This window comes from Nocardia alni (assembly GCF_019038435.1).
GTDB lineage: Bacteria > Actinomycetota > Actinomycetes > Mycobacteriales > Mycobacteriaceae > Nocardia > Nocardia alni.
This window is the reverse complement of record NZ_JAGPOX010000029.1, coordinates 1-24476: the sequence shown is the minus strand read 5'-3', so window position 1 is coordinate 24476 and position 24476 is coordinate 1. Positions and strand designations below refer to the sequence as shown.

The 24476-nt window shown below is 66.7% G+C and carries 26 protein-coding genes; 6 read left to right on the top strand and 20 right to left on the bottom strand.

What is annotated here, in order from left to right; translation table 11 throughout:
* The first annotated feature begins 31 nt into the window (after nt 1–31).
* Entirely contained in the window at nt 32–835 is an 804-nt protein-coding gene (locus tag JZ791_RS13770; protein WP_216894781.1) for a nucleotidyltransferase domain-containing protein, read from the top strand.
* A 58-nt stretch (nt 836–893) separates the two neighbouring features.
* Here the strand turns inward: JZ791_RS13770 and JZ791_RS13765 are convergent, their stop codons facing one another.
* The 10 genes from JZ791_RS13765 to JZ791_RS13720 form a co-directional block, all read right to left on the bottom strand.
* Nucleotides 894–1097: a cold-shock protein gene (locus JZ791_RS13765; protein WP_216894779.1), complete on the bottom strand. Its 204-nt coding sequence runs from the start codon at nt 1095–1097 to the stop codon at nt 894–896.
* A 595-nt stretch (nt 1098–1692) separates the two neighbouring features.
* Nucleotides 1693–1902, bottom strand: a complete 210-nt coding sequence (locus JZ791_RS13760) for a cold-shock protein (RefSeq protein ID WP_216894867.1) — start codon at nt 1900–1902, stop codon at nt 1693–1695.
* A 77-nt stretch (nt 1903–1979) separates the two neighbouring features.
* A complete protein-coding gene (iolD, locus tag JZ791_RS13755) occupies nt 1980–3821 on the bottom strand; it encodes a 3D-(3,5/4)-trihydroxycyclohexane-1,2-dione acylhydrolase (decyclizing) (protein ID WP_216894778.1) in 1842 nt (613 codons plus the stop codon).
* Entirely contained in the window at nt 3818–4708 is an 891-nt protein-coding gene (iolB, locus tag JZ791_RS13750) for a 5-deoxy-glucuronate isomerase (protein ID WP_216894776.1), read from the bottom strand. Before iolB ends, iolD begins: the two co-directional genes overlap by 4 nt.
* A complete protein-coding gene (locus JZ791_RS13745) occupies nt 4705–5604 on the bottom strand; it encodes a Cgl0159 family (beta/alpha)8-fold protein (protein WP_216894865.1) in 900 nt (299 codons plus the stop codon). Before JZ791_RS13745 ends, iolB begins: the two co-directional genes overlap by 4 nt.
* The gene (gene iolC / locus JZ791_RS13740; RefSeq protein ID WP_216894774.1) at nt 5601–6545 is read right to left on the bottom strand and encodes a 5-dehydro-2-deoxygluconokinase; all 945 of its coding nucleotides are present in this window, start codon (nt 6543–6545) and stop codon (nt 5601–5603) included. Before iolC ends, JZ791_RS13745 begins: the two co-directional genes overlap by 4 nt.
* Nucleotides 6546–6722: 177 nt before the next feature.
* Complete coding sequence (locus JZ791_RS13735; protein ID WP_308162914.1) at nt 6723–7508, bottom strand: ATP-binding cassette domain-containing protein; 786 nt, start codon at nt 7506–7508, stop codon at nt 6723–6725.
* Nucleotides 7505–8575, bottom strand: a complete 1071-nt coding sequence (locus JZ791_RS13730) for an ABC transporter permease (protein WP_254205680.1) — start codon at nt 8573–8575, stop codon at nt 7505–7507. Before JZ791_RS13730 ends, JZ791_RS13735 begins: the two co-directional genes overlap by 4 nt.
* An 11-nt stretch (nt 8576–8586) precedes the next feature.
* Complete coding sequence (locus tag JZ791_RS13725; protein ID WP_216894772.1) at nt 8587–9597, bottom strand: sugar ABC transporter substrate-binding protein; 1011 nt, start codon at nt 9595–9597, stop codon at nt 8587–8589.
* Between the two features lie 11 nt (nt 9598–9608).
* Nucleotides 9609–10589, bottom strand: coding sequence for a TIM barrel protein (locus JZ791_RS13720; RefSeq protein WP_216894770.1), 981 nt, complete (start codon nt 10587–10589; stop codon nt 9609–9611).
* Between the two features lie 219 nt (nt 10590–10808).
* Here JZ791_RS13720 and JZ791_RS13715 point away from each other — a divergent pair, with 219 nt between their 5' ends.
* On the top strand, nt 10809–11813 hold the full coding sequence (locus JZ791_RS13715) for a LacI family DNA-binding transcriptional regulator (protein WP_216894768.1): 1005 nt from the start codon (nt 10809–10811) through the stop codon (nt 11811–11813).
* Nucleotides 11814–11835: 22 nt separating this feature from the next.
* Nucleotides 11836–12843, top strand: a complete 1008-nt coding sequence (locus JZ791_RS13710) for a Gfo/Idh/MocA family protein (RefSeq protein ID WP_216894766.1) — start codon at nt 11836–11838, stop codon at nt 12841–12843.
* A 4-nt stretch (nt 12844–12847) separates the two neighbouring features.
* On the opposite strand, the gene mraY is transcribed toward JZ791_RS13710, so the two are convergent.
* The 4 genes from mraY to JZ791_RS13690 all read right to left on the bottom strand — a co-directional run bounded on the left by mraY (nt 12848) and on the right by JZ791_RS13690 (nt 16373).
* Complete coding sequence (gene mraY / locus JZ791_RS13705) at nt 12848–13921, bottom strand: phospho-N-acetylmuramoyl-pentapeptide-transferase (protein ID WP_216894764.1); 1074 nt, start codon at nt 13919–13921, stop codon at nt 12848–12850.
* Nucleotides 13922–13992: 71 nt separating this feature from the next.
* Nucleotides 13993–14934 (bottom strand): hypothetical protein, encoded by a 942-nt coding sequence (locus JZ791_RS13700; RefSeq protein WP_216894762.1) that lies wholly within the window; start codon nt 14932–14934, stop codon nt 13993–13995.
* Between the two features lie 109 nt (nt 14935–15043).
* Nucleotides 15044–15805 carry a bestrophin-like domain gene (locus JZ791_RS13695; RefSeq protein WP_216894760.1) on the bottom strand — a complete coding sequence of 254 codons (762 nt, stop codon included), beginning with the start codon at nt 15803–15805 and terminating at the stop codon, nt 15044–15046.
* An 85-nt stretch (nt 15806–15890) separates the two neighbouring features.
* Entirely contained in the window at nt 15891–16373 is a 483-nt protein-coding gene (locus JZ791_RS13690) for an NUDIX domain-containing protein (protein WP_256461875.1), read from the bottom strand.
* Between the two features lie 174 nt (nt 16374–16547).
* On the opposite strand from JZ791_RS13690, the gene JZ791_RS13685 reads away from it, so the two are divergent.
* Nucleotides 16548–17546 (top strand): GIY-YIG nuclease family protein, encoded by a 999-nt coding sequence (locus tag JZ791_RS13685; RefSeq protein WP_216894756.1) that lies wholly within the window; start codon nt 16548–16550, stop codon nt 17544–17546.
* Between the two features lie 2 nt (nt 17547–17548).
* Here JZ791_RS13685 and JZ791_RS13680 read toward each other — a convergent pair whose 3' ends face one another.
* The 5 genes from JZ791_RS13680 to JZ791_RS13660 all read right to left on the bottom strand — a co-directional run bounded on the left by JZ791_RS13680 (nt 17549) and on the right by JZ791_RS13660 (nt 20703).
* On the bottom strand, nt 17549–17890 hold the full coding sequence (locus tag JZ791_RS13680; RefSeq protein WP_254205679.1) for a VOC family protein: 342 nt from the start codon (nt 17888–17890) through the stop codon (nt 17549–17551).
* 49 nt (nt 17891–17939) lie between these two features.
* On the bottom strand, nt 17940–18995 hold the full coding sequence (locus JZ791_RS13675) for a magnesium and cobalt transport protein CorA (protein ID WP_216894754.1): 1056 nt from the start codon (nt 18993–18995) through the stop codon (nt 17940–17942).
* A 253-nt stretch (nt 18996–19248) separates the two neighbouring features.
* Nucleotides 19249–19599: an MmcQ/YjbR family DNA-binding protein gene (locus JZ791_RS13670; RefSeq protein ID WP_216894753.1), complete on the bottom strand. Its 351-nt coding sequence runs from the start codon at nt 19597–19599 to the stop codon at nt 19249–19251.
* Nucleotides 19596–20063: a pyridoxamine 5'-phosphate oxidase family protein gene (locus tag JZ791_RS13665; RefSeq protein WP_216894751.1), complete on the bottom strand. Its 468-nt coding sequence runs from the start codon at nt 20061–20063 to the stop codon at nt 19596–19598. The genes JZ791_RS13670 and JZ791_RS13665 overlap by 4 nt, the downstream gene beginning before the upstream one ends.
* Nucleotides 20064–20085: 22 nt before the next feature.
* Nucleotides 20086–20703, bottom strand: a complete 618-nt coding sequence (locus JZ791_RS13660) for a TetR/AcrR family transcriptional regulator (RefSeq protein ID WP_216894749.1) — start codon at nt 20701–20703, stop codon at nt 20086–20088.
* A 99-nt stretch (nt 20704–20802) separates the two neighbouring features.
* On the opposite strand from JZ791_RS13660, the gene JZ791_RS13655 reads away from it, so the two are divergent.
* Entirely contained in the window at nt 20803–21819 is a 1017-nt protein-coding gene (locus JZ791_RS13655; protein ID WP_216894747.1) for an aldo/keto reductase, read from the top strand.
* Nucleotides 21820–21960: 141 nt separating this feature from the next.
* Nucleotides 21961–22395, top strand: coding sequence for a hypothetical protein (locus tag JZ791_RS13650; protein WP_216894745.1), 435 nt, complete (start codon nt 21961–21963; stop codon nt 22393–22395).
* 42 nt (nt 22396–22437) lie between these two features.
* Here JZ791_RS13650 and JZ791_RS13645 read toward each other — a convergent pair whose 3' ends face one another.
* The gene (locus tag JZ791_RS13645; protein ID WP_368858327.1) at nt 22438–23991 is read right to left on the bottom strand and encodes an HNH endonuclease; all 1554 of its coding nucleotides are present in this window, start codon (nt 23989–23991) and stop codon (nt 22438–22440) included.
* Between the last annotated feature and the right edge of the window lie 485 nt (nt 23992–24476).

The following is a 24476-nucleotide window of genomic DNA, read 5'->3' as shown; positions in this document are numbered from 1 at the left end:
GGACTGCGCGGCCGGTCGATACCATCGGCGAATGAGCCTGCGCGCGATCCCGGATTCGATGGACCCCACGGTGGTGGGAGCCATCGATGCCGAGCTCGACCGGATCTGCCGCGAGCAACGGGTCTCGATTCGCCTGGCCATCGAAAGCGGCAGCCGCGCATGGGGTTTCCCTTCCCCGGATTCCGACTACGACTGCCGGTTCGTCTACGTGGGTACGCCCGAGCGCTATCTCACCCCGTGGCCCACCCGCGATGTGATCGAGACCCCGCTGACCGATCTGCTCGATGTCAACGGCTGGGATCTGGCCAAGGCACTGCGGCTGCTGGTGAACGGAAACGCGGTGCTCATCGAATGGTTGATGTCACCGATCGTTTACCGGGGTGACGTCGAGTTCCTGGACGAGCTGCGGGCGCTGGCCGACGAGGTCGCCGATCGCGATCGGATCGCCCGGCACTATCTGCATCTGGGGAGTCGGCAGTGGGCGCTGTTCGGCGGGAACGGATCGTTGAAGAAGGTCTTCTACGCGTTGCGTCCGGCGATGGCGCTGCGCTGGCTGCGGGAGCATCCGCGGGCCGCTGTCGCGCCGATGCATCTGCCGACCCTGCTCGGCCAGTGCGAGCTGCCCGCGGATCTCGTCGCGGCCGTGCACGATCTCACCGAACTAAAGTCACGCACCCGCGAAATGGGCAGCGGCGGCGTCCCGGCGTCGATCGCGCGGTTCATCGAGGACGAATTCTCCCGCGCCGTAGACGCGTTCCCGAGCGCGGTCCGATCGGATCTCGGGGCGGCGAAGGCGGTGACGGCGGAGTTCTTCCGCAAGCAGGCGCTGGACTGACCCGACACAGGGAAAAGGCCCCGTACACTGCAGTACGGGGCCTATCAAGTCGCGAGACTCAGATCAGCCGCACGCCCTGGGCCTGCGGGCCCTTCTGGCCTTGACCGATCTCGAACTCAACGCGCTGTCCCTCATCGAGAGACCGGAAGCCCGATCCGCTCACAGCCGAGTAGTGCACGAACACGTCCGGCCCACCGTTTTCCTGAGCGATGAAACCGAAGCCCTTCTCGCTGTTGAACCACTTCACTACGCCTTGCGCCATTTCATACCTTCTGTAGACGAGCCAGGGTGGCAAACGTCCGCTCAACCCGGTCTCGATCCTCTACCATGCCATGCCCAACACCGACCGCGCCACCTTCATTGCACCCAGCGATGGTTTGCGGACGGTATGCGGAGTGATCGCATTACATCCGCTTCCGAAGGCCCGTAATCACACCGAGATATCATGTATACCTCACGTTAAAGACCTGGTCAGCCGACTTTCCAAGCCGCTCGATCATTATTCGTGCGAATAGAAACAGACTGGCCCCGGACCGTAATGTCCAGGACCGGCCCAGGTCGTTTCATCCGACCATCTACGCAGTTCAGCCCCCGAAAGAACCGGTCCACAGCGTGTTCGCCAGGCCATGGAACGCCGCACTCCCGGTGCCGAGCAGTCCGTGCAGGGCAGCGAAACCGGTGTCGATGATAACGGGGATCATTTGAATTGCCTTTCGTTGTTGCCGTCCGGTTGAACCGGATTCAACACGCGTATCGGGCACTCAGAAACGACCGTTAGCCATAATTGCGGAAAGGTGACTCTGCCGACATGGCAGCATCACTGTGTGCCGTACCACATTCGTCCCGTCCCACCTCGATCAGCTAGTCAGCACCCGAACATCCTTCGCCTCGGGTCCGGTCTTGGTGTGGCGGATTTCGAACACCACCCGCTGCCCCTCGGCCAGGGTCCGGAATCCGGCGCCCTCGAGCTCGGTGTAGTCGACGAATACGTCGGGTCCGCCATTGTCCTGGCTGATGAACCCGAAGCCCTTCTTCGTGTCGAACCACTTGACCGTGCCTTGTCCCATGCGCCCGCCCTTCTCACCGGTCAGCCAGGCAGACGATAGTTCCAGATGACTCACCGGTCCAGGTAAATCTCGAGAACTCACCCGTTCAGGTGGCGCAGCTGACCTGTCTTGGCGGCGTCGTAGGCGGCGCGGCCGGACAGGTGCTCCGGCACACCGACCTCCCACCAGGCGCCCGACTCGGTCCACGCTGCGGGTTCGGTGCGCACGACGACCACCGCCGGGCGCGATAGCTCGACAGCGGCGACTCTGGCCCGCGCGTAGGCGTCACGGAATTCGTCCAGCCCGGCGGCTGTGAACGCCGCGCAGCCCAGGGCCTGGGCGTGCGCGGCGAAATCCACCCGGGGCGGGTCGGTATGGGTGGTGCGGCAGTCGCGGTACAGGTTGTTGAAGGCGCTGCCGCCCTGTCCCTCTTGCAGCCGGGCGATGACCGCGTAGCCGTCGTTGTCGCAGACGACGGCGACCAGCGGGTGTCCGGCGAAGGCCGCCGAGAACAGCTCGGAGTTCAGCATGAGGTACGAGCCGTCGCCCAGCATGGTGGTCACCAGACCACCGTCGTGCGCCATCGCGGCGCCCCACGCGCCCGCGAGTTCGTAACCCATACAGGAGAATCCGTATTCGACGTCCATGCTCGGCGCGCCACCGGCGGCCCGCCAGCCGCCGACGAGTTCACCGGGCATACCGCCGGACGAGGTCATCACGTAGTCGCCCGGATCGCTGAGAGCGTTGACCGCACCGACGATCTGGGCGTAGGTCGGTGTACCCACCGTCGGTGTGCGCAGCTTGTCGATGTGCGCATCCCACTCACCGCGCACCACCGCCGCTCGGGCGGTCCATTCGGGCGCGGCCTTCCACACACCGAGTTCGGGCGCCAGATCCTCCAGTGCCGCATCGGCATCCGCGACCACGGCCACGGCGCCGTGTTTGACCGCGTCGAAGCGCGCGGCGTTGATCGAGACGATCCGCACGTCCGGCGCGAACACCGTCCACGACGCGGTCGTGAAGTCCTGCAGACGTGTTCCCACCGCCAGCACCACATCCGCCTCGGCGGCCAGGGTATTGGCCGAGGCCGAGCCGGTGATGCCCAGCGGGCCCGCATACAACGGATGGTCGTGCGGGACCAGGGTGCGCCCGGCGGTGGTCTCGGTGATCGGGATGCCGTGTCGCTGCGCCATTTCCACCGCGCGCGGCCCCGCGCCGGAATAGCGGACGCCACCGCCCAGGATCAACAGCGGCCGCCGCGCCGAGCGCAGCGCGTGCGCGGCCCGGGACAGCGCCGCCCGATCCGGACGCGGACGTGGGGGCTCGTGCACGACCGGTTCGAACAGCGCGTCCGGAAAGTCGTAGGTCTCGGCCTGGACGTCCTGCGGCAGCGCCACGACCACCGGGCCGCTGTCGGCGGGATCGGTGAGCACCCGCGCGACCTGCGGCAACGTCCCGATCAGCTGTTCGGGCCGGGTGATCCGGTCGAAATAGCGGCTCACCGGACGGAACGCGTCGTTGACCGTCACGGTCGGATCGCCGAAGTGCTCGACCTGTTGCAGCACCGGATCCGGTGCGCGACCGACGAAGGTGTCCCCCGGAAGCAGCAGCAGCGGCAGGCGATTGGCGTGAGCGACCCCGGCGGCGGTCATTAGGTTCAGTGCGCCCGGACCGATCGAGGAGGTGGCCACCCCGACCTGCCGCCGCTGAGCGGCCTTGGCCAGCCCCACGGCGGCCAGGGCCATCCCCTGTTCGGTGTGGCCGCGCCAGACGGGCAGTTCCGCGCTGCGCTCGGCCAGCGCCGTACCAAGGCCCAAGACGTTGCCGTGCCCGAAGATCGCGAAAACCGCGGGGAACAACGGCACTTCGCGCCCGTCCAGAGTCCGTGAGCGCTGGGCTGTCAGCCACGCGACCAACGCCTGCGCGGTGGTCAGTCTCATCGCACTCTCCCCCGATGGTCGGTCACCGGACACCGCGGATCCGTCGGCATCGTGTCCCACTCCTGGCGCACCCACCCGTGCGCGGGATCGTCACAGAAGGCCATGGACCGGTCGGGAGCGGGACCGGCCAGGACGTTCAGGTAGTACATCGGATAGCCGGGCGCGGCGACACAGGGACCGTGAAATCCGCGCGGCACCAGGAAGACATCCCCGTCGCGCACCGCGACGTTCTCGTCCAGCTCCCCGTCTGCGGTATAGGTGCGGTGCATCCCGAATCCCTCGCGCGAGGGCGTGATCTCGTCCCGCCCGGCGATGCGGAAGTAGTAGATCTCCTCGTTCACCACCTCGCAGTCGCTCGCCTCGTCGTGCTTGTGCGGCGGATAGGAGGACCAGTTGCCGGCCGGGGTGATCAGCTCGCAGGCGTTGAGTTTGTCGGCGTGCTCCCATATTCCGGGCACACCGAAGTTGGCGACCTGGCGGCTGGCCTGTCCGGCGCCGCGGATTTCGACCGGCACATCCTGCGCGGCTCCGTATTTCGGGGTCAACCGCCGCTCGCAGCGGGCCATCGGCAGCGCGATCTCGGCGTCCCGTTCGGCACTCAGCTCCACCTCGGCATCGCGCGGCACATAGGCGAAGTCGGTGATCCGGGTGAACACCGAATCGCGGCCGGACAATTCGAACCTCTCGCCGTCCACCCGCACGCTGCACGACCCGGACAGCGGCAGTACGAACGCCTCGTACTCCCCCGTCTGCACGATCCGCGGCCGGTTCGCGATCAGGCGCACGACCCGCAGACCGGTATAGGTCCATCCGGCTCGCTGCGCGGTCAGCAGGATGGGGTCCTCCCCGCTGCCCAGCGAGCCTGCGGGCAGATGCAGCGAACTCATCGTGCCTCCTTCAGAATTCGCGCCGCTGCGTCGACCGCGCCGGCGACATCGCCGTCCGGCGGATACAGCAGACTGCGGCCCACCACCAATCCACGCACGACGTCGTTACGCAGGGCCCCGCCCCACGCCGCCAGATCCGCGGCCGAGTCGCCGGACGGCGCGCCGCCCAGCAGCAGCACCGGCAGCGTCGTCGCGTCCAGCACCGAGACATCCTGCGGCGCAGGAATTTTCAACCAGGTGTACGCCGAAGTGACACCGAGCCCGGAAGCCACCGTGATCGCCCGCTGCAACGAGGCCGAATCCCGGTGCATCACCAGCGATCCGGAGTCGTCGCGGTGATACGGCAGCGGCTCGACCATCGCCATCAGGCCGTGCGCGGCCAGTTCGGAGACCGCGCGGGCGCACGCCTGCAAGGTCGGGATCGTCCGGGGATCCGAATCCACTAGCCGCAGCAGCATTTTTCCGCCGTCCAGGCCGAAATCCACCAGCGAGCGCGCGTCGTATCCGGTGAACCGGTCCTCGATCTCCCAGTCCGCGCCGGCCAGCCCGCCGCGGTTCATCGAGCCGATGACGACCTTGTCGTGCAGCGCGTCCAGCAGCAGCAATTCCTCCACCACGTCCGGGGATCCCAGCACGCCGTCCACCGCCGGGTTGTCCAGCGCGATCAGCAGACGCTCGAGCAACTCCCGCCGATCCGCCATCGCGGTGCGATCCGCGCCGACCCCCAGCGCGCCGCGGGCCGGGTGGTCCGCGGCCACCAGGAACAGGGTGTCGTCCGCGGACAGCAGCCGCGCGCGCCGGCGCCGCTGACCGTACGCGCGGGCGACCGCGCCCGGATCGGTGCCGCGCACCCGCAACAGGCCGCGCCAGCGCTCGTCGGTCAGGTGGGATCTCATCGGCACAGCAGCTCCTCGATCTCGCTCGACGTCGGCATGGCGTCGGCACAGGCCAGGCGCGAAGCGACCAGCGCCCCGGCGGCATTGGCGTAAGCGGCCAGGCGTGCGGGATCCCATCCCGACAACAGCCCGTGCACCAGTGCACCGCCGAAACCGTCCCCCGCGCCCAGCCCGCACACCACCTCGACCCGGCACGGCGGCACCGTCCATCGGCCGCCCGCACGATCGGCCACCAGCACTCCATCGGCGCCGCATTTGATCACGGCCAACCCCACGCCGCGGGCCAGCAGCCGGTCGGCGGCCTCGTCCGGATCATCGGCGCCCACGGCCACGCGCACCTCGGTTCGGTTGCCCACCACCACATTCACGTGGTCGATCATCCAGCCGATCTCACGCCGCGCGGTCTGTTCGTCGGGCCAGAACATCGGCCGATAGTCCAGGTCGAGCACGGTATGCCCGCGGCGGTCACGGTGTTCGAGCACTCGGCGCTGGGTACTGCGACCGGGTTCGGCGCTGACTCCAGTGCCGGTCACCCACAGCAGCGGTACCGATTCGACGACGTCCCACGGGATCTCGTCTTCGGTGAGGGTCAGGTCCGGTGCGATCGGGGCGCGATAGAACAGCAGCGGCGGATCGGCGGGCGGGTTCAGCTCGCAGAACACCACGGGCGTCAGCAGATCCGGCGCGGTGAACACGTAACGCGGGGACACATCGAACTGCGTCAACGCCGTTCGCACATAGTCACCGAACCCGTCCGGACCGACCTTGGTCAGCACGGCAGTACTCCGCCCCAACCGCGCCGCCGCGACAGCGACGTTGGTCGCGGTGCCGCCCAACGATTTCGCGAATGTGCCCACCTGCGCTAGTGGCACGCCGCTTTGCTGCGGGTACAGATCAACACCGACACGCCCAATAGTGAGAGCCTCCAGCTCACGATTCATCCTGTGCCCCTGATGTAGTCCGTTCCGCTCCGCCCGTGCTCACGTGGTATCCATGAGGCGTACGCGCGGGCCTGCATGTTGACGCTCTCCCGCTGCTTTCGGCATCGGCCCGGTCAGGCGCACTCATCCGGAATGCGCAGGCGCCCTGCTGGCCACGCAGCATTCCCACCCCGGCCGTCAATTCGCCCGCTCCGTCACTCGGTCCAATTCGTGTTGCAGCACATCCAGTTCCGCACCACCGGCCATCTGCCGGGTCAGCTCCGGAATGTCGATCTCGGACTTCTCGTACGATCCGAGCGTCGCACCGCGTTTGAGCAGCAGGAACCGATCGCCGACCGGGTAGGCGTGGTGCGGGTTGTGGGTGATGAGCACCACGCCGAGGCCCCGGTCGCGGGCCTGGGCCACGTACCGCAGCACCACCCCGGCCTGTTTCACACCCAGCGCCGCGGTCGGTTCGTCCAGGATCAGCACCTTCGCGCCGTAGTGCACCGCCCGCGCGATCGCCACGCACTGACGCTGTCCGCCGGACAGCGTGCCCACCGGCTGCTCCAGGTTACGCAACTCGATTCCCATGTCGGCCAAGGCCTTACGGGTGATCTCCCGGCTCGTGCCGCGATCCAGCAGACGCAGCGGCCCGAATCCCACGGTGGGTTCGGAGCCGAGCACGAAGTTGCGCCAGACGCTCATCAGCGGCACCACCGCCAGATCTTGATACACCGTGGCGATCCCGCGGTCCAACGACTCACGCGGAGAGGCGAACCGGACCGTCTCGTCCTCGACCCGCAGCTCACCCTTGTCGTACTGATGCACACCGGCCAGAATCTTGATCAGCGTCGATTTCCCGGCGCCGTTGTCACCCAGCACACAGGTGACCTCGCCGGCGTTCACCACCATCGACACGTCTTCCAGCGCGACCACGCCGCCGTAACTCTTGCCGATGCCGATGGTTTCGATGAGACTCACCGTCGAATCCTCTCCGCGCGCTTGGAGAATTGGTTGTTCACCAGCACCGCCGCCAGCAGCAGCACGCCGAGGAACAGCATGAACCAGTCGTCGTCCCACCGCGCGAAGACGATGCCCTGGCGGGCCATGCCGAAGATCAGCGCGCCGATCGACGCACCGATCACCGACCCGAATCCACCGGTCAGCAGGCATCCGCCGACCACCGCCGCGATGATGAACTGCAACTCCAGCCCCACGCCCTGATTGGCTTGGACGCTGCCGAACCGCAGGATGTTGCAGGATCCGACCACCCAGCCGGTGAATCCGGTACCCATGAACAGCAGGATCTTGGTCCGCACCGCGGGCACGCCGACCGCCCGCGCATTGTCCAGCGCACCGCCCACCGCGAAGGTCCAGTTGCCGAATCTCGTGCGCACCAGAATGATCGACCCGATCACGGTCAGCACGATCCACCACACCACCGAGCCCTGGATGCGGGTGCTGCCCAGGTTGATCGTCGAGGCGAAAACCGCACCGGCCGAGGCGTATCCGGACGCACCACGAATACCGGAGACCTCCACGGTGTCGGTGACCAGCCGCGTGACGCCCAGGTTCAGGCCTTGCAGCGCGAGGAAAGTACCGAGCGTGACGATGAAACTCGGTAGCCCCGTGCGCATCACGACCCAGCCGTTGAACGCGCCGACGGCCAGCGCGAAGACGAGCGACGCCAGCAACGCCCACCACACATTCCAGCCCGCGTGCACCGCCAGCAGTGCGGTGACCAGGGCGGTGGACGCTGTCATCACACCGGCGGACAGGTCGAACTCGCCGCCGATCATCAACAGCGACACCGCGACCGCCATGATGCCCATCGTCGAGGCGTCGTCCAGCCAGTTCGCGACGCCCAGCGGGCTCAGGAACTTGTCGGTGATGACCGAGAAGAACACGAAGACCAGCAGCGCACCGAGCAGCGCGCCGATCTCGGGCCGCACGACCGCGCGCTGCCACAGCGTTGGACCGGCCGCGGAGCCGGATTCGTCCGGCCCGGAAGGTGTTTCGGACTGCGAGGGCGTTGCGGCGATACTCAACTCATTACCTCTCAGCGCGTACCCTGCGACACCAGGGTCGCGATGGTGCCGATGTTGTCCTTGTCCACGAAGGCCGGACCGGTCTGCACGGGAGCGCCGCCGCCGACAGTGTTGCGGTTGGCGACGTAGACCTGCAGCATCACGATCGGCAGATATCCCTGCAGGTACTGCTGCTGGTCCACGGCGAACAGCAGTTTGCCCGCCTTGATCGCGTTCACCACGTCACTGTTCAGATCGAAGGTCGCGACCACCGCCGATGAGCCCGATTCCGAGATCGCGTCGACCGCCCGCGCGGCGACCTGTGAATTCAGCGTCAGCACGGCGTCGATCGACTTGTCGGCCTCGAGCGCGCCTTTGATCCGGGACTGGGCGTCGGTCGGATTGTTGATATCGACCTGCAGAGTCGTCGCGTTGCCGCCGAAGCCGGCCGTCGCACCCTGGCAGCGCTGGTTGTCGCCGATATTGCCCGCCTCGTGAATCACGCAGAGCAGCTTGTGCTTTCCAGCCGCGGCAAGGCGCTTACCAGCGCCCTCACCGGCCGACTCCTCGCTCTGCCCCACATGGCCGATCGCGCCGACGCTGACACTCTGCTCCTCGCCGGAGTTGATCGTCACCACGGGAATGCCCGCGGCCACGGCCTTCTGGATCGACGGCCTGAGCGCGTCCGGATTGGCCATCGAGACCACGAGGCCGCCCACGCCCTGGGCCACGGCATTGTCGATGAGCTTGGACTGCTGGGTCGGATCACCGGAGGACTGATAGTCGACCTTGACGCCGAGCTGTTTACCCGCCGCGTCCGCGCCGTTCTTGACGACGTTCCAGAACGCGTCGCCCGCACTGCCGTGGGTGACCACCGCGACGGACTTCAACGTCCCTGTCGCACCGGGCGCCTGGGTCGTGGGCGAGGAGTTCTCCGCCGCCGGTCCGCTACAGGCGGCCAGAACCGCGGCCGCGGCGAACCACGGCAGTACGCGCCGCCAGCGCGATCCGGTGGTGCGAGCCGCCACAGACTTCGTTGTCATTACTTCTCCTACTACTTCGGGAATGAGCGGGCATGCGTAATCACGCTCGCTGCCGACGCTGTCATTGATGGCGATGCCTGCGGGAGCCCCGTGATTCCCGCGGAAACCATTGCGGCGCCGATGTGTTCGAGTCGGCGCAGACTGCGTTCGGCATCGCGGCTGGGACCTGCCGCGGTATCGCTGGGCGCCAGCGCGGTGTCCTGTTCCAGGACGTACCAGCCGCGATATCCCGCCTCGTGCACATACCGCACCAGCGCCTCGATGTCGATGTCCCCGTCGCCGAGCGGTACGAACAGCCCTTCGCGCACCGCGACGCTGTACTCCATCGCGCCACTGCGAATCCGGTCCGCCAAATCCGCGCGCACGTCCTTGAGATGGATATGCCCGATGCGTTCGGGATACCGCCGCGCCAGCCCCACCGGATCGGTGCCGCCGATCAGCAGGTGTCCCGTGTCCAGGCACAGATCCAGATCCGAGTCCGCGAGCAGGCGCTCGACCTCGGCTTCGGTCTCCACCAGCGTGCCGACATGCGGGTGCAATACGGTCCGCAGACCGGCCTCGGCAGCGATATCGCGGACCGCGGCGGCGGTCTCGACGAGGGTGCGCCACTGCCGCTCGTCCAGCACGGGACGGCTGTCGTAGCCTTCGGCGCCGGTAGCGGCCGCGAGTACCAGGACCTCGGCCCCGGCGGCGGCGAACTTCTCGGCGTTCGCACGAGCCGTGGCGCACGCGTCCTGTGGCCGCTCGTGCAGCACCAGCGCCAGGAACCCGCCGATCGCGGTAATCCCGTACGGGCTCAGCAACTCCCGCAGCCGCTCGGGCTCGCTCGGCAGATATCCGGGCGGACCGAATTCGGTGGCCGCCAGGCCGAGTGCGGACATCTGCTGCAGGACGGTCGGCGCGCCGAGCACATGCCCCCAGCCGGGCACCTCGCAGACTCCCCAGGAAATAGGCGCCGCGGCGATCCGCAGCGGATGCGTCGGTTCGGTCATCGGACTACTCCGGCCTGTAGTACGGGCGCCCCGCCATTGGAGCGCTCTAACAATGTAACCTGCGCCACGTCGCTGTCAAGTGCCGAATGTATCGCATATTCGCCGTCTTCACCTCGGTATACATGCGTTTTCCGGACAGTCGCGGCCCAGCGTCCGTGCTCATACAGAGCATTAGAGCGCTCTATTGATTAGCGCGCTCCCACGCGGTACCTTCGGCTCATGCCGCGACCGACGATGGAAGACGTTGCCGCCCGCGCCGGCGTCTCCCGCGCCCTGGTCTCGCTCGTGATGCGTGATTCGCCGAAGGTCAGCGACCATCGCCGCCGCGCGGTCCTGGCCGCGGCCAAGGAACTCGGCTACCGGCCGCACGCGATGGCCCGCTCGCTGGCCAGCCGCACCTCCAACATCGTCGGTGTGATGGTCTCCGACCTGCACAACGCCTTCTTCGCCGACGTGGTCGAGGCCATGGACACCGCGGCTCAGCAGTCCGGGCTGGAGCTGATCCTCAACACCGGCCACCGCAGCGCCGCCCGCGAGCGCACCGCCCTGAGCAGCCTGCTGGCGTTCCGGCCGGGCGGCATCATCCTGCTGTCACCGGTGCTGGCGGCCGCGGCGATCCGGGACGCGGCCGCGCAGTGCCCGGTCGTGCTGGTCTCGCGCGCCTCGAGCGTGGCGGCGGTCGACACCGTCAACGACGACGGCGAGACCGGAACCGCGCTGGCCGTGGATCATCTGGTGGCACTGGGTCATCGGCGCATCGTGCATTTCGACGGCGGCGCGGCGCCCACCGCCGCGGCCCGGCGGCGCGGTTACATCAGTGCGATGCGGCGAAACGGCCTCGAGCCCATGGTCATCGCCAGCGAGCACACCGACGAGGCGGGCCTCGCGGCGGTGCGCAGCCTGCTGACGGTCTTCTCCCCCGCCCATTTTCCGACCGCGCTGGTGTGCGGCAACGACTTCAACGCGGTCGGCGCGATGTCGGCCCTGCACGAGGCGGGGCTGCGTGTGCCACAGGATGTTTCGGTCGTCGGCTACGACAACTCCTCACTCGCGGCGCTGCGGCAGGTGGCGCTGACCACCGTCGACCAGCCGCGGGCCGAGATCGGCAGGCTGGTCGTCGAGGCGCTCACCGAGCGCCTGCGCGGCGAGCGCGCCGAGCCGGTCCGGCGGCGGGTGCCACCTTCGCTCGTGATCCGGTCGACCACCGCGCCTCCCACCGATTGACCTCTACGACAAAGGAGTTCGCATGACAGTCAGGCTTGGTCTGGCCGGCACCGGACGCATCGGCGCCGCACACGCCGAGACGCTGCGCACGCTGCCCGGTGTGGACGCGGTCGTCGTCACCGACGTCGACACCGAACGCGCGCGCGGCACCGCCACCAAGCTCGGTGTGGAGTACGCCCCCGATGTCGACGCGCTGCTGGGCGCCGATCTGTCCGGCGTCGTGATCACCACGCCCACCGACTCCCATCCCGAACTCATCACCCGCGCGGTCGATCTCGGCATTCCGGTGTTCTGCGAGAAGCCGGTGGCCGCGGATATCGACGGCACGCTCGCAGTGATCCGGCACGTCGAGAACTCCGCTGTCCCAGTGCAGATCGGCTTCCAGCGCCGCTTCGACGCCGGATATCGCGCGGCGCGCGCGGCGGTCGCCTCGGGCGAGCTGGGCTGGCTGCACACCCTGCGCGCCACCACCCTGGATCCGGCTCCCCCACCGGCGGAATATATTCCGCGCTCGGGCGGGCTGTTCCGGGACTGCGGCGTGCACGATTTCGACATCATCCGCTGGGTCTCCGGCCGCGAGGTCGCGGAGGTGTTCGTACGCGGCGCGAACCGGGGTGAGCAGTTCTTCCGCGACGCCGGAGACGTCGACACCGCGGCGGTCCTGCTGACCCTGGACGACGGCACATTGGCGACGGTCTCGCTCGGCCGATACAACGGCGCGGGCTACGACGTGCGCCTCGAGGTGCTGGGCTCACGCGCCAACGCCATTGTGGGCCTGGACGATCGCGCCCCGCTGCGCTCGGTCGAGCCGGATTACCCGCCCTCGCCGTTCCCGGCGTATCCCGGTTTCATGGACCGCTTCCGCCGCGCCTACACCGAGGAACTCGCGGTGTTCACCGCCGTGGCCGCCGGCGCGACCGAAAACCCCTGTGGCCCCGCCGATGCGCTGGAGGCCTTCTACATCGCCGAGGCGTGCGAGCTGTCGCTGCGGCAGAACCGCCCGGTGACGGTCAGCGAGGTGCGCCGATGACGACTCACCGCACCATCATCATGTACTCCCCGTAGAACAGCGCGAGCCCGAAGGCCGCGGCGATTCCGCTCAGCACCCAGAAGCGGACGACCACCGCGGTCTCGGCCCACTTGCTGAGCTCGAAATGATGGTGGAAGGGCGCCATCTTGAACAGCCGGTTGCGCGTGGTGCGAAAGACCACGATCTGCAACGCCACCGAGCCGATCTCGGCGACATACAGCGCCCCCACCACGACCGACAACAATTCGGTCCGGGTCGTGATCGACAGCCCGGCCAGCATGCCGCCCAGCCCCACCGCGCCGGTGTCGCCCATGGTGATCCGGGCGGGCGAGGAATTCCACCACAGAAAACCCATACAGGCCGCACCGCCCGACGCGCACACCACCGCCAGATCGAGCGGATCGCGCACGTCGTAACAGCCCAGCCCCGGACGCACCGCACAGGAATTCGCGTATTGCCAGACGGTGACGACCACGTACGCGGCCAGCGCGAAGGTCATCGACCCCGCCGCGAGCCCGTCCAGGCCGTCGGTGACCTTCACCGCGTTCGACCACGCGAGCACGACGACGCAGACCGCGGTGAGAAAGGCGACCACACCGAACGACACGGTATTGATATCGCGGACATAGGACACGTGACGGCTGGCCGGGGTCAGCCCGTTGTTGTCGGGGAAGCGCAGCGCCAGCACCCCGAATACCACCGCCGCGGCGATCTGCCCGAGCGCTTTGCCGATCCGGGTCAGCGCCGAGGAGCGCCGCCCGCGCTGTTCGAGCAGATCGTCGAGGAATCCGACGAATCCCAATGCCGTCGCAAGTCCCAGGACGAGCAGGCCCGACGCGGTGATTCCGGACGGTCGGTCGGACGCCCCGATCAGATGCGCGCCGAGATATCCGGCCCACAGCGCGATCAGGATCGCGATACCGCCCATACTCGGCGTGGCGGGTTTGGGCGGGCGGCCCGTCGGATTCTCACGGATTCGCTGACGGATGTCGGCGCGGGCGAACCAGCTGATCAGCAAGGGCGTCACCGTGATCGAGACGACGAGCGCGATCATCGCCGCGAAGAGGACCTGCTTCATGCGCTCCCGTACCACCGACCTGCAGCCGCCGACCGCTTGCGACGGATTGCACCGATGGTAACCAACCCCGGCTAGAGGCGTGCCCGCGTGCCCCCGCCGGATGAGCGGGCGCGGAAGCTCGCGATGACCGAAACCACCAGTACCGTAATCAGTTCCAGCACGTTCCAGGCGACCGGTGACGCGGGCGGCTCGGGTTCGGCGATGGGTTCGGACTGCGGGATGATTCGCGCTGGTACGGGCGGAATCCGAGGCGCCGGCGGCCGGGCGGGCGCGCGGGCCGGGATCGGGGATCTCGGCCCGGGCGGCGCGAACAGGGGGATTCGAAGTGGGAGTTCCGGTGCGGGCGGCGGGATCCCGGGCAGTAACAACAGGCAGGTCAGCACCGCGCTGCCGGTCAGGGCGCTGCCCACGGCGACGCTGCCGAGCGAGGATCCGCTCGAACCGACGCCGACCGTGCCCGGGCCGACCAATCCGCTGCCGGTCAGCAGACCGAGCACAATCCCAGCGGAACCAGCGACGGCGCTTCCGGCGCACGCGGTTGCGACACTTCCGGTTTGGAGTCCGAGCATGTGACCGAGCGTCGTGCCCGAGTCGGCGGATGCGGGACCGACGGCCTTCGGCGCAGGCCGGGGTACGGCGGTGGCGACCGGCGCAGCGGCCGGCAGCACGGAGATCTGCGACAACTCCGGGGCGGACGCGGCGGGTCCCAGGCTCAGCGCGCTGCTGGACGCGGGTGCGGCCGACCCGGATCCGCCATTGGTCATGGAGGCGCTACCAGAGGAGATCGAACTCGGCGGCGGCACAATGGGATCTGCTACCGCCCGGTCGCAGCCCAGAGTGAGCGGCGGGACCAGAGCGGCGATCACGGCCAGCCCCCTGGCCGCGGCCGTCAGCCCCCGCCGTGCGACTGCCGGATCCCTGCCGACATCCGTGGACCTCTGTCGCAGCCCCTGTTTCGTACCGGTCGGACTCGACGTCACCGCGGCCCAGGTCCGAATCGTCGATTCCTGCACCGCGGCTGTCGTGCTCGCGGCCCTCGATCCTTCCGCCGCTGCACGCATTCGCACCGCCACAATCCCGGACGCCATTGTGCGCAAACCTCATTCGTCGCTGGTGACGGACTCAACTGATCTGCTGATAGCTCGACAGCGCGTAGTCGAAGGCATCGGTCGGCACGACGATCGAACCGCGGAACGGCCGATCCAGGTTGTAGATCTGCAACAGCGCCGACCCGATCACGACGCCCAGCAGTGCGGTCATCAGCATGCTGCGCCAGCTCACCCGAACCCCCGACAGCACAGGGTTCAGCAGAATGAGCACGGTGCCGAACAACAATGCGACATACAGGAATGTCGGCACGGTGTGCCCCAGATCCAGCGCACGGTCCTGACGCGCCTGCTCCACCCTGTCCAAGCTCGCCAGGGCGCGCGAACGCTGGTCGGTGACAGCCGGATCGGTGGAGTGCACGGCAGTCACCGCATCGCGCAGGGTATTCAGGGTGCTCTGCGCGGCCTGGCTCATGTGCCCCTGATGGTTCATCATCGGCCATTCCTGGCTGACGACCTGATTCGTGTAGTCGCGCACCAAACCCTCGATGCGCTGATGCTCGGGCCCCGGCATCGAATGCGCGGCCCAGTAGGTGTCGACCAGACCCTTGGCCTCGGCGACGGTGTGGTTGTGCGCGTTCTGGAACTGCTGCCAGCAGACCACCACCACGAAGGCGACCACGGCGGTGAAGAACGTCTTGATCAGATCCAGAACCAGCGTGCCCGAGGACTCGTCACTGGTGTGACGCCAGGTATTCGGACGCAGATGATCGCCCACGAAGAGCACGACCACAGCGATAAGGGCTGCCGTGACGGCGACAATCAGCTCCTGCGTCATGGGTGGGATTCGTCACAGCGGCGGCAGTGGATGGCTTGCGGGGCGATTGCTCACCCCGATTTCGTCGCTCGCCACCCGCGGCCGATCAGTCCGTTATGGGCGGTATGCCTCGTTCCAGATAGCCGATGCGGCCCTCGCGCAGCGCCGCGTACGCCTGCTGCAGGCGGATAGCCAACCGTGGCGTCACATAGTCCTCCACCGTGCCGATGGGGACCCATTCCCACCGGTCCAGCTCGCTGTCCTGCAGCACGACGGCACTCTCGTCGCCCAGTTCACCGCAGTCGAAGACGAACAGCAGCCGGTCGGTCCCGTCGTGCGGAGACCAGTCGCAGACCAGCAGACGCTCCGGTGGGCGCTGAATGCCCAGCTCCTCGGCGATCTCACGCCGGCACGCGGCGGCCGGCGCCTCGCTCTGGTCGACGAACCCCCCGGGGATATCCCACCCGTCACCGTAGGTCTTGTGCACCAGGAATACCGATTCCCCGCGCATGAACAGCGCACCTGCGGCGAGCCACGGTCGGGCGAAAACCTCTGGAGTGTAATCAGTTTCCTCGAAAGAGGCATGCATCTCGCCCACCGACCTCACCGGCCCCGGCACCCAGGGACCTGTCTTTTCCGTACCGAATCATTCGCCGACCACGATCTCATATACCCACCGCACATCGCGCGAGATGGCCTTCATCACCCTCCGATCACCGCGCAAAACTACCGCGCGGCCAGGCAACTCTGATATCGATGTGCCATGGCGAACGATGCACCCGAGCCCGAGTACCGATTCACGTGCTACACGGTAGCGGGCCTGGGCACCATCACGCCGATCCTGGCCGCCGAGGCGACGCTGTGCGGACTATACGTATTGCACTTCACCGGTGGGGAGGCGTATGTGGGTCAGTCGCTCAATGTGGCCGCCCGATTCACCGCGCACGCCCGGATGTGGAACGACATCGAGACCATCGACTTCGCCCCCTGGCCCGCCGATGACCTGGACCGCGCCGAGGACCGCCTGATCGAGCTGCTGGAGCAGACCAGGGAGCTGCGCAACAAACAGTGGGTCCTCCTACCCGGCGACGAGGACGACGCGGTCTCGATCGAACACGCCCGCGAGATCGTACTGCCCTGGGATCGCGGCGACCGCACCACCGTCGACACCGGCACCATCGCGGAGGACCGCCTGCGCTATTGGGAGTTACACCGCCACAACGACTATCCCGCCCTGCGCGCCGCAATCGCCCTGTACATCAACGAAACCATCCCCGACCCGGTGAATACCCAACGCTACCTGTGGAATATCTCCGCGCTGCCCACCCGCTCCAAGTACGGCCGGCGCCTGATGACCCTGCGCTGCGGCGCCCTGGAGACCCTGTTCGTCTCGGAGAACAAACTCGACGACGGCACCTGGTACACCACGATCCGCATGAACGTCGATATCCCCCAGGGCATGACGGATGCCGACCTGTCCATCGACCACGACCTGTTCCACGCCCTGCCCGGCACCTATCGCAACCAGCGGGTCTGGTCATGGGTCTTCGGCCTCTACGATTTGATCGAGGAGGACATCAACGTCGACTCGGTCACCGGCGGCCACGACTTCTTCGATCTGGCCTACGGACTCAACATCCGCATGATGCGCCGGGGAGTGTCGCGGTACGCCAAGACGCACAATCAGGACCTGGCGAATGATGTTCTGGCCGAAGCGTACAAGCAGCAGATGGACTTCGGCGGGGAGCCGGAGGAGGAGTGAGCTCAGGCGGGCACAGCGCCGAACCCGATCTCGTTCCCGTCCGGGTCCAGGTACGTGGTCTTGCGCACCCCGTTCTCGTAGGTCTCCTGCGCGACCGGCTCGAGCCCGCGTTCCTTGATCTGCGCCACCCGATCGTCCAGATCGTCCACGATCAGCGTGTTGATCGAATGCCCGGCGTGCTCGGGCTTCTGCACGATGTACAGCAGCCGGTTCTCGGCGAGCTCCCAGACGGCCTCGGTCTCGTGCGGCCGCGACGACGGCGTCGCCCCGAGCAACCGCTCGTACCAACCCACCGCCACGCCGAAATCACTGACCGGAATCCCGGCGAACAGGTACAGTGCCATGCCGCAATGCTAACGGCCCGCTGCCTTTATCGGGCCGGGAATCCACACGTCACAGCCAGTCGCTGCGGTGGAAGACGACCAGCAGTCCGGCGCAGATGACCAACATCACCACAATCACCACCGGATACCCCCACACGAACCGCAATTCGGGCATGTGAGTGAAGTTCATCCCGTAGATCCCCGCGATCATCGTCGGCACGGCCGCCACCGCCGCCCACGCCGAGATCTTGCGCATATCCGTATTCTGCTGCACGCCAACCTGTGCCAAGGCCACGGCGATCAACGCGCTGAGCGATTCGTTAAACTCGTTGACCTGCTCGACAACCGCCGTGTGATGGTCGGCGACATCTCGCATGTACCGCCGAACTTCCTTGGGCAACCCCAAATTCGACGAGGCCAGCCCCTGCAACGGAACCGCGAGCGGAATCACCGCCCTGCGCATCTCGACGACCTCACGCTTGAGCTGATAGATCGGCTCGATGGCAAGCCGCGTCCCCGGAGTGAAGACCTCCTCCTCCATGGCATCCACATCCGCCTCGAGCGCCCCCGCGGTCTCGACATAGCAGTCGACCACATAGTCGACGATGGCATGCAGCACCGCCGCGGAGCCCAGCCGAAGCTGATCCGGATTCCCCTCCAACTGGCGCCGCACCCCCGACAACCCCGAATGCTCACCATGCCGCACCGACACCACGAACTGATCTGCGGTGAACACCATGATCTCCCCGGTCTGCACGATCTCGCTGACCTTGTGCATATCGTGCTCGAGATGCGTCACGGTCCGCATCACCGTCACGAGCACATCGTCATACTGCTCCAGTTTGGGCCGCTGCTGCGCACGCACCGCATCCTCGACCGCCAATGGATGCAACCCGAACGTCCCCGCGACCTCCTCCATCACCTTCTCACTGGGCTCCCGCAGCCCGACCCACACAAACCCCTCTCCCCTGCTCTGTACCTCCGCCAACGCGGCAGAATGAGTGAACTCCCCAGGCAATCGCTTGCCATCCACATAGACGGCGCAGTCGACGATCGCGCTGTCGACGGGAGCTTTGGTAAGCGATTGGCTGGATGCTGGTTTACGGAATGAGGGAACAGAAGGCACGCAGCGATACTACGAGCTGCCCAGCATGAGCGAACGCCCAGCGACTGCGGCACCGGGCGGCGCATAGGTGTTCGTTCCCTGCCCGGGACGATGAGCCATAGCGGAAACCAGAGCTGATGCTGGTCTTTCAAGCGGGTCCTGTCCGCGAGAATTCAGGAAAGAACAGTGTCGGCGAGTTTGCCGAAATCTCGGAGAGTATCGCGGTGGACTCGAGTTATAGGCGCCTCGCCACCCAACGCCGTGCGCCACGGTGTCACACCTGGTGCAGAGTGCTGGGATGGTCGTGCAGGAACTTCGGCACCACCATTCGCCAGGCATCGATGACCAGCTCACACATTCGCCGCTCATCGATAGCATCCATCGAACAGTCGACCCAGTTGTAGCGCTGATCCGAAAGCCGCGGCATCCGGAATATCTCCGGCTCGCCGGCGATCAGCGCCTCCCGCTCCTGTTTCGGAAACGCGAACCCCATGACAGTCTCGTCCCGGGAAAAGGCGACATACACGATCCGCCCCACCCGAAACTTGATGCGGTCGTGCACGATCACCTCGTACGAGCGCGGCAGCGCGACCGTCACCCCGCGCACGTCATCGACAGTAATCATCCTTCGATGATCCCAGCGATTTCCCGCCGCGGACTCGTCCGAAAGTTCTCTTCGTCGTACAGCACCCACTGCGCAACACTGATCTCGTACATCCTCGACGCACCATCCGGCATCGCATTCAACCCCCGGGCCGCAGCGGGCCAGCGCGCAATGAACTCGCGAACCTGGCCATCGATGCCATTGCCCGGCAACACCTTCGCCCGCCCCGTGAACGATACCGCCCGCGCGGTCAGCCCCATCTCGTCCGGCGGGTTGTCGATAATGGCCCCCGCGACCGCCGGATTCCGCAGAATATTCTCCGAATGCAGCCGATCCGTCCGGGAGACGAAGCGCAGGCGATCGGGCCGGAACGCCGGTACGTACCAAACGGTGCACACCGTCGGCGTGCCGTCCGGGCAAACGGTCGAGAGCTGCGTCAACTTGGCCGCCAGGACGTACTGCTCCAGGAGTTCACGTTCATCCACGGGCATATCTTCGCGCGCGGGACTACCTGGATCGGCGCAGGCCGTCGACAAACACGGCGACGATGCGCCGGTTGTGCTCGGGCCCTCGCCCCGGGATGGGCTGGGAGAGCTGGGTAATGGCGTGCATGAGGTCCTCGGCGCCGAGATCGTCGCGAACCGTGCCGTCGGCCACCGCGGCATCCAGCAGCGCCGCGAGGGCGGGACCGAGCCGTTGCAGAAAGTAGCCCGGCAGCCCCGCGAAGGCCGGGTCACCCGAATGCAGCGCCGAGGCGAGTCCCCGCTTGGTCCCGAGTAGCTCGGTGAACCGGCGGATCCACTCGGCGAGCGCCTGGGCCGGTTCGTGCGCGGCACTCAGCGCCGGACCGGCCTCGGCGACGGCGTCGATCCCGCTTTCCACGACCGCCTTGACCAGATCAGCACGCTGCGGGAAGTTCCGGTACAGCGTGCCGACTCCCACCCCGGCCAGATCGGTGATCTCCTTCGCCGGTGCGTCCACGCCGGAGGTGGCGAAGACGGTTCCCGCGGCCTCGATCAACGCGTCGATATTGCGGCGCGCGTCGGCACGGCGGCGGCGCGGGGCAGGCTTCTCACCGCCCGCAGAATCGGGCGAGGCGTCTGCTCGTGGCCTATCCGGATGCACCGCATCACCCCTCTTGCATAAACGGAAAACTTTTCCGTATAGTAACGGAAACCCTTTCCGCTTACCTCAGCCTACGACATCTCGGCAGAAGGACAATCCATGAAGTACCGCACGCTCGGCCGAACCGGCATCCAGGTGAGCCCCTACGCCCTGGGCGCCCTGATGTTCGCCACCACCATGGGCAACACCCCCGAGGACTCGGCCCGCATCATCCACAAGGCGCTGGACGCCGGCATCAACATGATCGACACCGCCGATGCCTACGGCGACTCCGAGGAGGTCGTAGGCAAGGCCCTGGAGGGCCGACGAGACGAGGTCGTGCTCGCCACCAAGTTCGGCCGCCCAACCGGCGGACTCAACCACCAAGGCGCCTCCCGCCGCTGGATCATCACCGCAGTAGAAAACTCGCTGCGCCGCCTACGAACCGACTACATCGACCTATACCAACTCCACGTCCCCGATCCCCACACCGACATCGAGGAAACCCTCTCCGCCCTGACAGACCTGATCCGCACCGGCAAGGTCCGCGCAATCGGCGCCTCCCACACCCCAGCCTCGGACATCGTCGAGGCCCAGTGGATCGCCAAGCAACGCAGCCTGACCCCTTTCCACACCGAACAGCCGGTCTACTCCATCCTCAACCGCGGCATAGAACGCGAGATCCTCCCCACCACACAACGTTTCGGCATGGCCACCCTGGTCTGGGGCCCACTCGGCCAAGGCCTGCTCACCGGCCGCGTCCGCAAAAACCAGGACAACAGCCTCCGCCGAGCCGGCATGGTCAAGCACCTGAACGACGACCGCCGGATCGAGGTGGTCGAAAAACTCATCCCCTTGGCCGCCGAAGCGGGCCTGCCCATGCCTCACCTAGCGATGGCATTCACCATCGCCCACCCCGGCGTCACCAGCGCCCTGCTCGGCGCCCGCACCATGGACCACCTCGACGGCCTGTTGAACGGCGTCGACGTCGCCCTCACCGACGACATCCTCGACCGCATCGACGAGATCGTCCCGCCGGGCACCGACATCGGCGTCCTCGACCAGGACTTCCCACCCGCGGCCCTGGTGACCCCAGCTCTGCGCCGACGCGCGCCGGCCAACCGCGCCGCGGAGTGAGGCGAAGATCGCAGCCGGTTGCGCCATACTCTCTGTCGAACTCACCCCCTTCTCCCAGGTGTGCGTCAGCTGATTACCACTGAGAGACAGCATCATTGGCAAGCAGAAGTGGCACTCTCGAGAGTTCGGAGTCGATGCGAAATGAATCAGCAAACAGCCGGTATCGCCAGCATCGCAGCGGTAAGCCTCGCGGCCATCGGGCTGCTCGCACCGGCTGCCGCCGCCAGTCCCGCGCCGGGGAACCTCGCACCCGGCGTCCAGTGCGGCCCCGGGCCCGAATGCCACAACAACACCAACCAGACCTATCGCATCGACTGGATCGGAACCTGCACCTACAGCCAGGCAATCGTCGGACCGATCACGGTTCCGGAGCACACCTGGATAGCACCACACGAACAGATCGCCCTATCCGTCGGCATAAACGACGCGTACTGCCCACCAGAGATCTCGAGCCAGCCGTCGAACTTCGGTGCGGAGGACGACGGTGGAATCTCCTCAGCACAATTCCAGCGTGCGGTAGTAGACAGCTCTCACCCCCCGGCTCCAGGCCTGCCGACAACCGGCTCAGCTGGCTGATCCTCGGCAAAACGCCACCGCGCCCCGAGCCGGTAGTGCCGATCAGAACGGCGCAGGTTGCAGGGCCGCGCGTCGCGCGCCAATCGCCTGATGCTCGCGATACCTGCGAATCAGGTCGGGGTCGTTACCCGGGTGATCGTCACTGGTCATGTGGCGTTCCCACCAGGTTTGTTCGTAAAGCAGGTCCAGTGCCTCATCCATGGTCAGCGGATCTGTATACGACTGTGGCGGCGTCGCGATCAACACCGGCGTGGATTCCGTGCGTTGCGCCACCGCAAAATCGTTGCAGGGAGCGGTGATCCGCTGCAGGCCGCTGTGATGCCGCCAGTGTCGCACACCGCCGGGTAGCGCGGTGCACGTCCAGTACCGGTGCGACTTCACATCGTGATGCGCCTTGCACAAGGGTTGTAGATTCGCTGGGATCGTCCACCCACCGCGCACCGGAACCTGATGGTCGAACGCCACCACATGATCGAGCTCGCACCGGCGTGACGGCACAGTGCACTGCGGGAACGCACACATCGGGTGCTGCGCGCGCACCAGCGCCGCCACGTCCGCACGCGGCTTGTACACGAGTGCACCCGGCGGCGGGTCGGAATATCTGCCGTGACCGGTCGAATCGTACTGTTCCAGCGGGACACGGCCATGCTCGATCGCGTCGGTCCACGCATCAATGACATCGGCAGTGCCAGTCGGAGGTTCCGCAGGCTTCGGTCGCGAACATGCAACCCGCACCCGGCCACGGCTGTGGTTCCGCCCACGCCCCAGCAGATGCCGCTCAATCGGCACCGGTGGGCGTGGGAAGTTGGGCACACACCCATCCTGAGCCTCACCCGCAGGTACTGGTTCCCCTGGGTCGGATTCGAGTTGCCCCGAGGCGACGTCGGATTCAACACGATCGACGTTCCCCTCAGCAGGAGCTACGACCTCGACCGCCTCCGCTACAGCAACGAGAGCTGACTCCCGCGGATCGGAAATCAGCTGCCTGGAAGCGACATCGGCCTCGAGACAGTAAACCTCCCCCGCAGCAGGAGCAAGCGCCTCGACCCCATCCGTTGCGGGGGCAGGAGCTGACTCCTGCGGGTCGAAATTGAGCTGTGCTGAAGCGGTGCCAGCTCCGAGACCGTGGACGTCCTCGACAACGGGAGCAGCAGGCTCGGCTTCGGCGGCAAGGATCGCCTCTTCAGTATCTGGTACGAGTTGCGTTGAGGCAACGACGGTTTCGAGGCGGCCCACCGCACCAGGCCTTGCATCTTCGACACCACCGGTACGTACTACGTCTACGACGGCAGCAAGATGCTCGTCCACGATCACTCGGCGGAGGTTGGCAGCGGTGCCACTGACAGCACCCTGGGTATCCGGTTCTATCGGATCTTCGGCCGTCGACACAGCCCCGGTCGCACCAACCGTATCGGCCTGCACAGCAATGATTTCCGAACCACCGCCACGCTTCACCGTCTCACGAGTCTCAGTGATGATCGCCTGCCACGTCGCATCCTCAGCAAGAACCCGAGCAAGCTCAGGATCAATCGGCGTGCCATCGCCCAGAGTCCCCGGGTTCTCAGCCAAACCAAGCAGCGTCTCCGCATCCACCATGACCTGTACCAACGGAGTCCGGCGCACCCCAGCAACAATCCCCCGCTTCGGGCATGTGTCCTGGCCACAACGACACACAAGCGCAGCCTCACCATGCAACAACGCCATAAACCCATCCGCTCGCAGCTCCCCTCGCGACCGCGGATCCCCCGCACACACAGTCCCAGTAATCTCCGCCAACAACACCGAAACCTGCTCCCCCTCCACATCACTCACACAGGCCGAAACCCACGACACCCCCAGCGCCATCTGCCGAACGTACGCACACCGATCCGCCTTCGCCCGCCTGGCCCGAGCCTCCCCCGCCTCCTGTGGCGCAGCCCGCAACCACAACCGCCACACCTGGTTACGCAACGCCGCCGTCGTAAACCGCCCCGCCGCCCGAGCAACAGCCTCATCAATCAACGCCAACGTCCCCGCACAAGCATCGTCCCCGAACACCCCACAAACCATCTTCACATTCGCATAATCAACCTCCCCCGCCC

Excerpts from the sequence above, each read along its gene's own strand:
- JZ791_RS13770 (WP_216894781.1), top strand. The coding sequence starts at position 32 with ATGAGCCTGCGCGCGATCCCGGATTCGATGGACCCCACGGTGGTGGGA.
- JZ791_RS13765 (WP_216894779.1), bottom strand. The coding sequence starts at position 1,097 with ATGGCGCAAGGCGTAGTGAAGTGGTTCAACAGCGAGAAGGGCTTCGGT.
- JZ791_RS13760 (WP_216894867.1), bottom strand. The coding sequence starts at position 1,902 with ATGGGACAAGGCACGGTCAAGTGGTTCGACACGAAGAAGGGCTTCGGG.
- iolD (WP_216894778.1), bottom strand. The coding sequence starts at position 3,821 with ATGAGACTGACCACCGCGCAGGCGTTGGTCGCGTGGCTGACAGCCCAG.
- iolB (WP_216894776.1), bottom strand. The coding sequence starts at position 4,708 with ATGAGTTCGCTGCATCTGCCCGCAGGCTCGCTGGGCAGCGGGGAGGAC.
- JZ791_RS13745 (WP_216894865.1), bottom strand. The coding sequence starts at position 5,604 with ATGAGATCCCACCTGACCGACGAGCGCTGGCGCGGCCTGTTGCGGGTG.
- iolC (WP_216894774.1), bottom strand. The coding sequence starts at position 6,545 with ATGAATCGTGAGCTGGAGGCTCTCACTATTGGGCGTGTCGGTGTTGAT.
- JZ791_RS13725 (WP_216894772.1), bottom strand. The coding sequence starts at position 9,597 with ATGACAACGAAGTCTGTGGCGGCTCGCACCACCGGATCGCGCTGGCGG.
- JZ791_RS13720 (WP_216894770.1), bottom strand. The coding sequence starts at position 10,589 with ATGACCGAACCGACGCATCCGCTGCGGATCGCCGCGGCGCCTATTTCC.
- JZ791_RS13715 (WP_216894768.1), top strand. The coding sequence starts at position 10,809 with ATGCCGCGACCGACGATGGAAGACGTTGCCGCCCGCGCCGGCGTCTCC.
- JZ791_RS13710 (WP_216894766.1), top strand. The coding sequence starts at position 11,836 with ATGACAGTCAGGCTTGGTCTGGCCGGCACCGGACGCATCGGCGCCGCA.
- mraY (WP_216894764.1), bottom strand. The coding sequence starts at position 13,921 with ATGAAGCAGGTCCTCTTCGCGGCGATGATCGCGCTCGTCGTCTCGATC.
- JZ791_RS13695 (WP_216894760.1), bottom strand. The coding sequence starts at position 15,805 with ATGACGCAGGAGCTGATTGTCGCCGTCACGGCAGCCCTTATCGCTGTG.
- JZ791_RS13690 (WP_256461875.1), bottom strand. The coding sequence starts at position 16,373 with ATGCATGCCTCTTTCGAGGAAACTGATTACACTCCAGAGGTTTTCGCC.
- JZ791_RS13685 (WP_216894756.1), top strand. The coding sequence starts at position 16,548 with ATGGCGAACGATGCACCCGAGCCCGAGTACCGATTCACGTGCTACACG.
- JZ791_RS13680 (WP_254205679.1), bottom strand. The coding sequence starts at position 17,890 with ATGGCACTGTACCTGTTCGCCGGGATTCCGGTCAGTGATTTCGGCGTG.
- JZ791_RS13670 (WP_216894753.1), bottom strand. The coding sequence starts at position 19,599 with ATGATTACTGTCGATGACGTGCGCGGGGTGACGGTCGCGCTGCCGCGC.
- JZ791_RS13655 (WP_216894747.1), top strand. The coding sequence starts at position 20,803 with ATGAAGTACCGCACGCTCGGCCGAACCGGCATCCAGGTGAGCCCCTAC.
- JZ791_RS13650 (WP_216894745.1), top strand. The coding sequence starts at position 21,961 with ATGAATCAGCAAACAGCCGGTATCGCCAGCATCGCAGCGGTAAGCCTC.
- JZ791_RS13645 (WP_368858327.1), bottom strand. The coding sequence starts at position 23,991 with ATGGTGGATGCGGAGACGCTGCTTGGTTTGGCTGAGAACCCGGGGACT.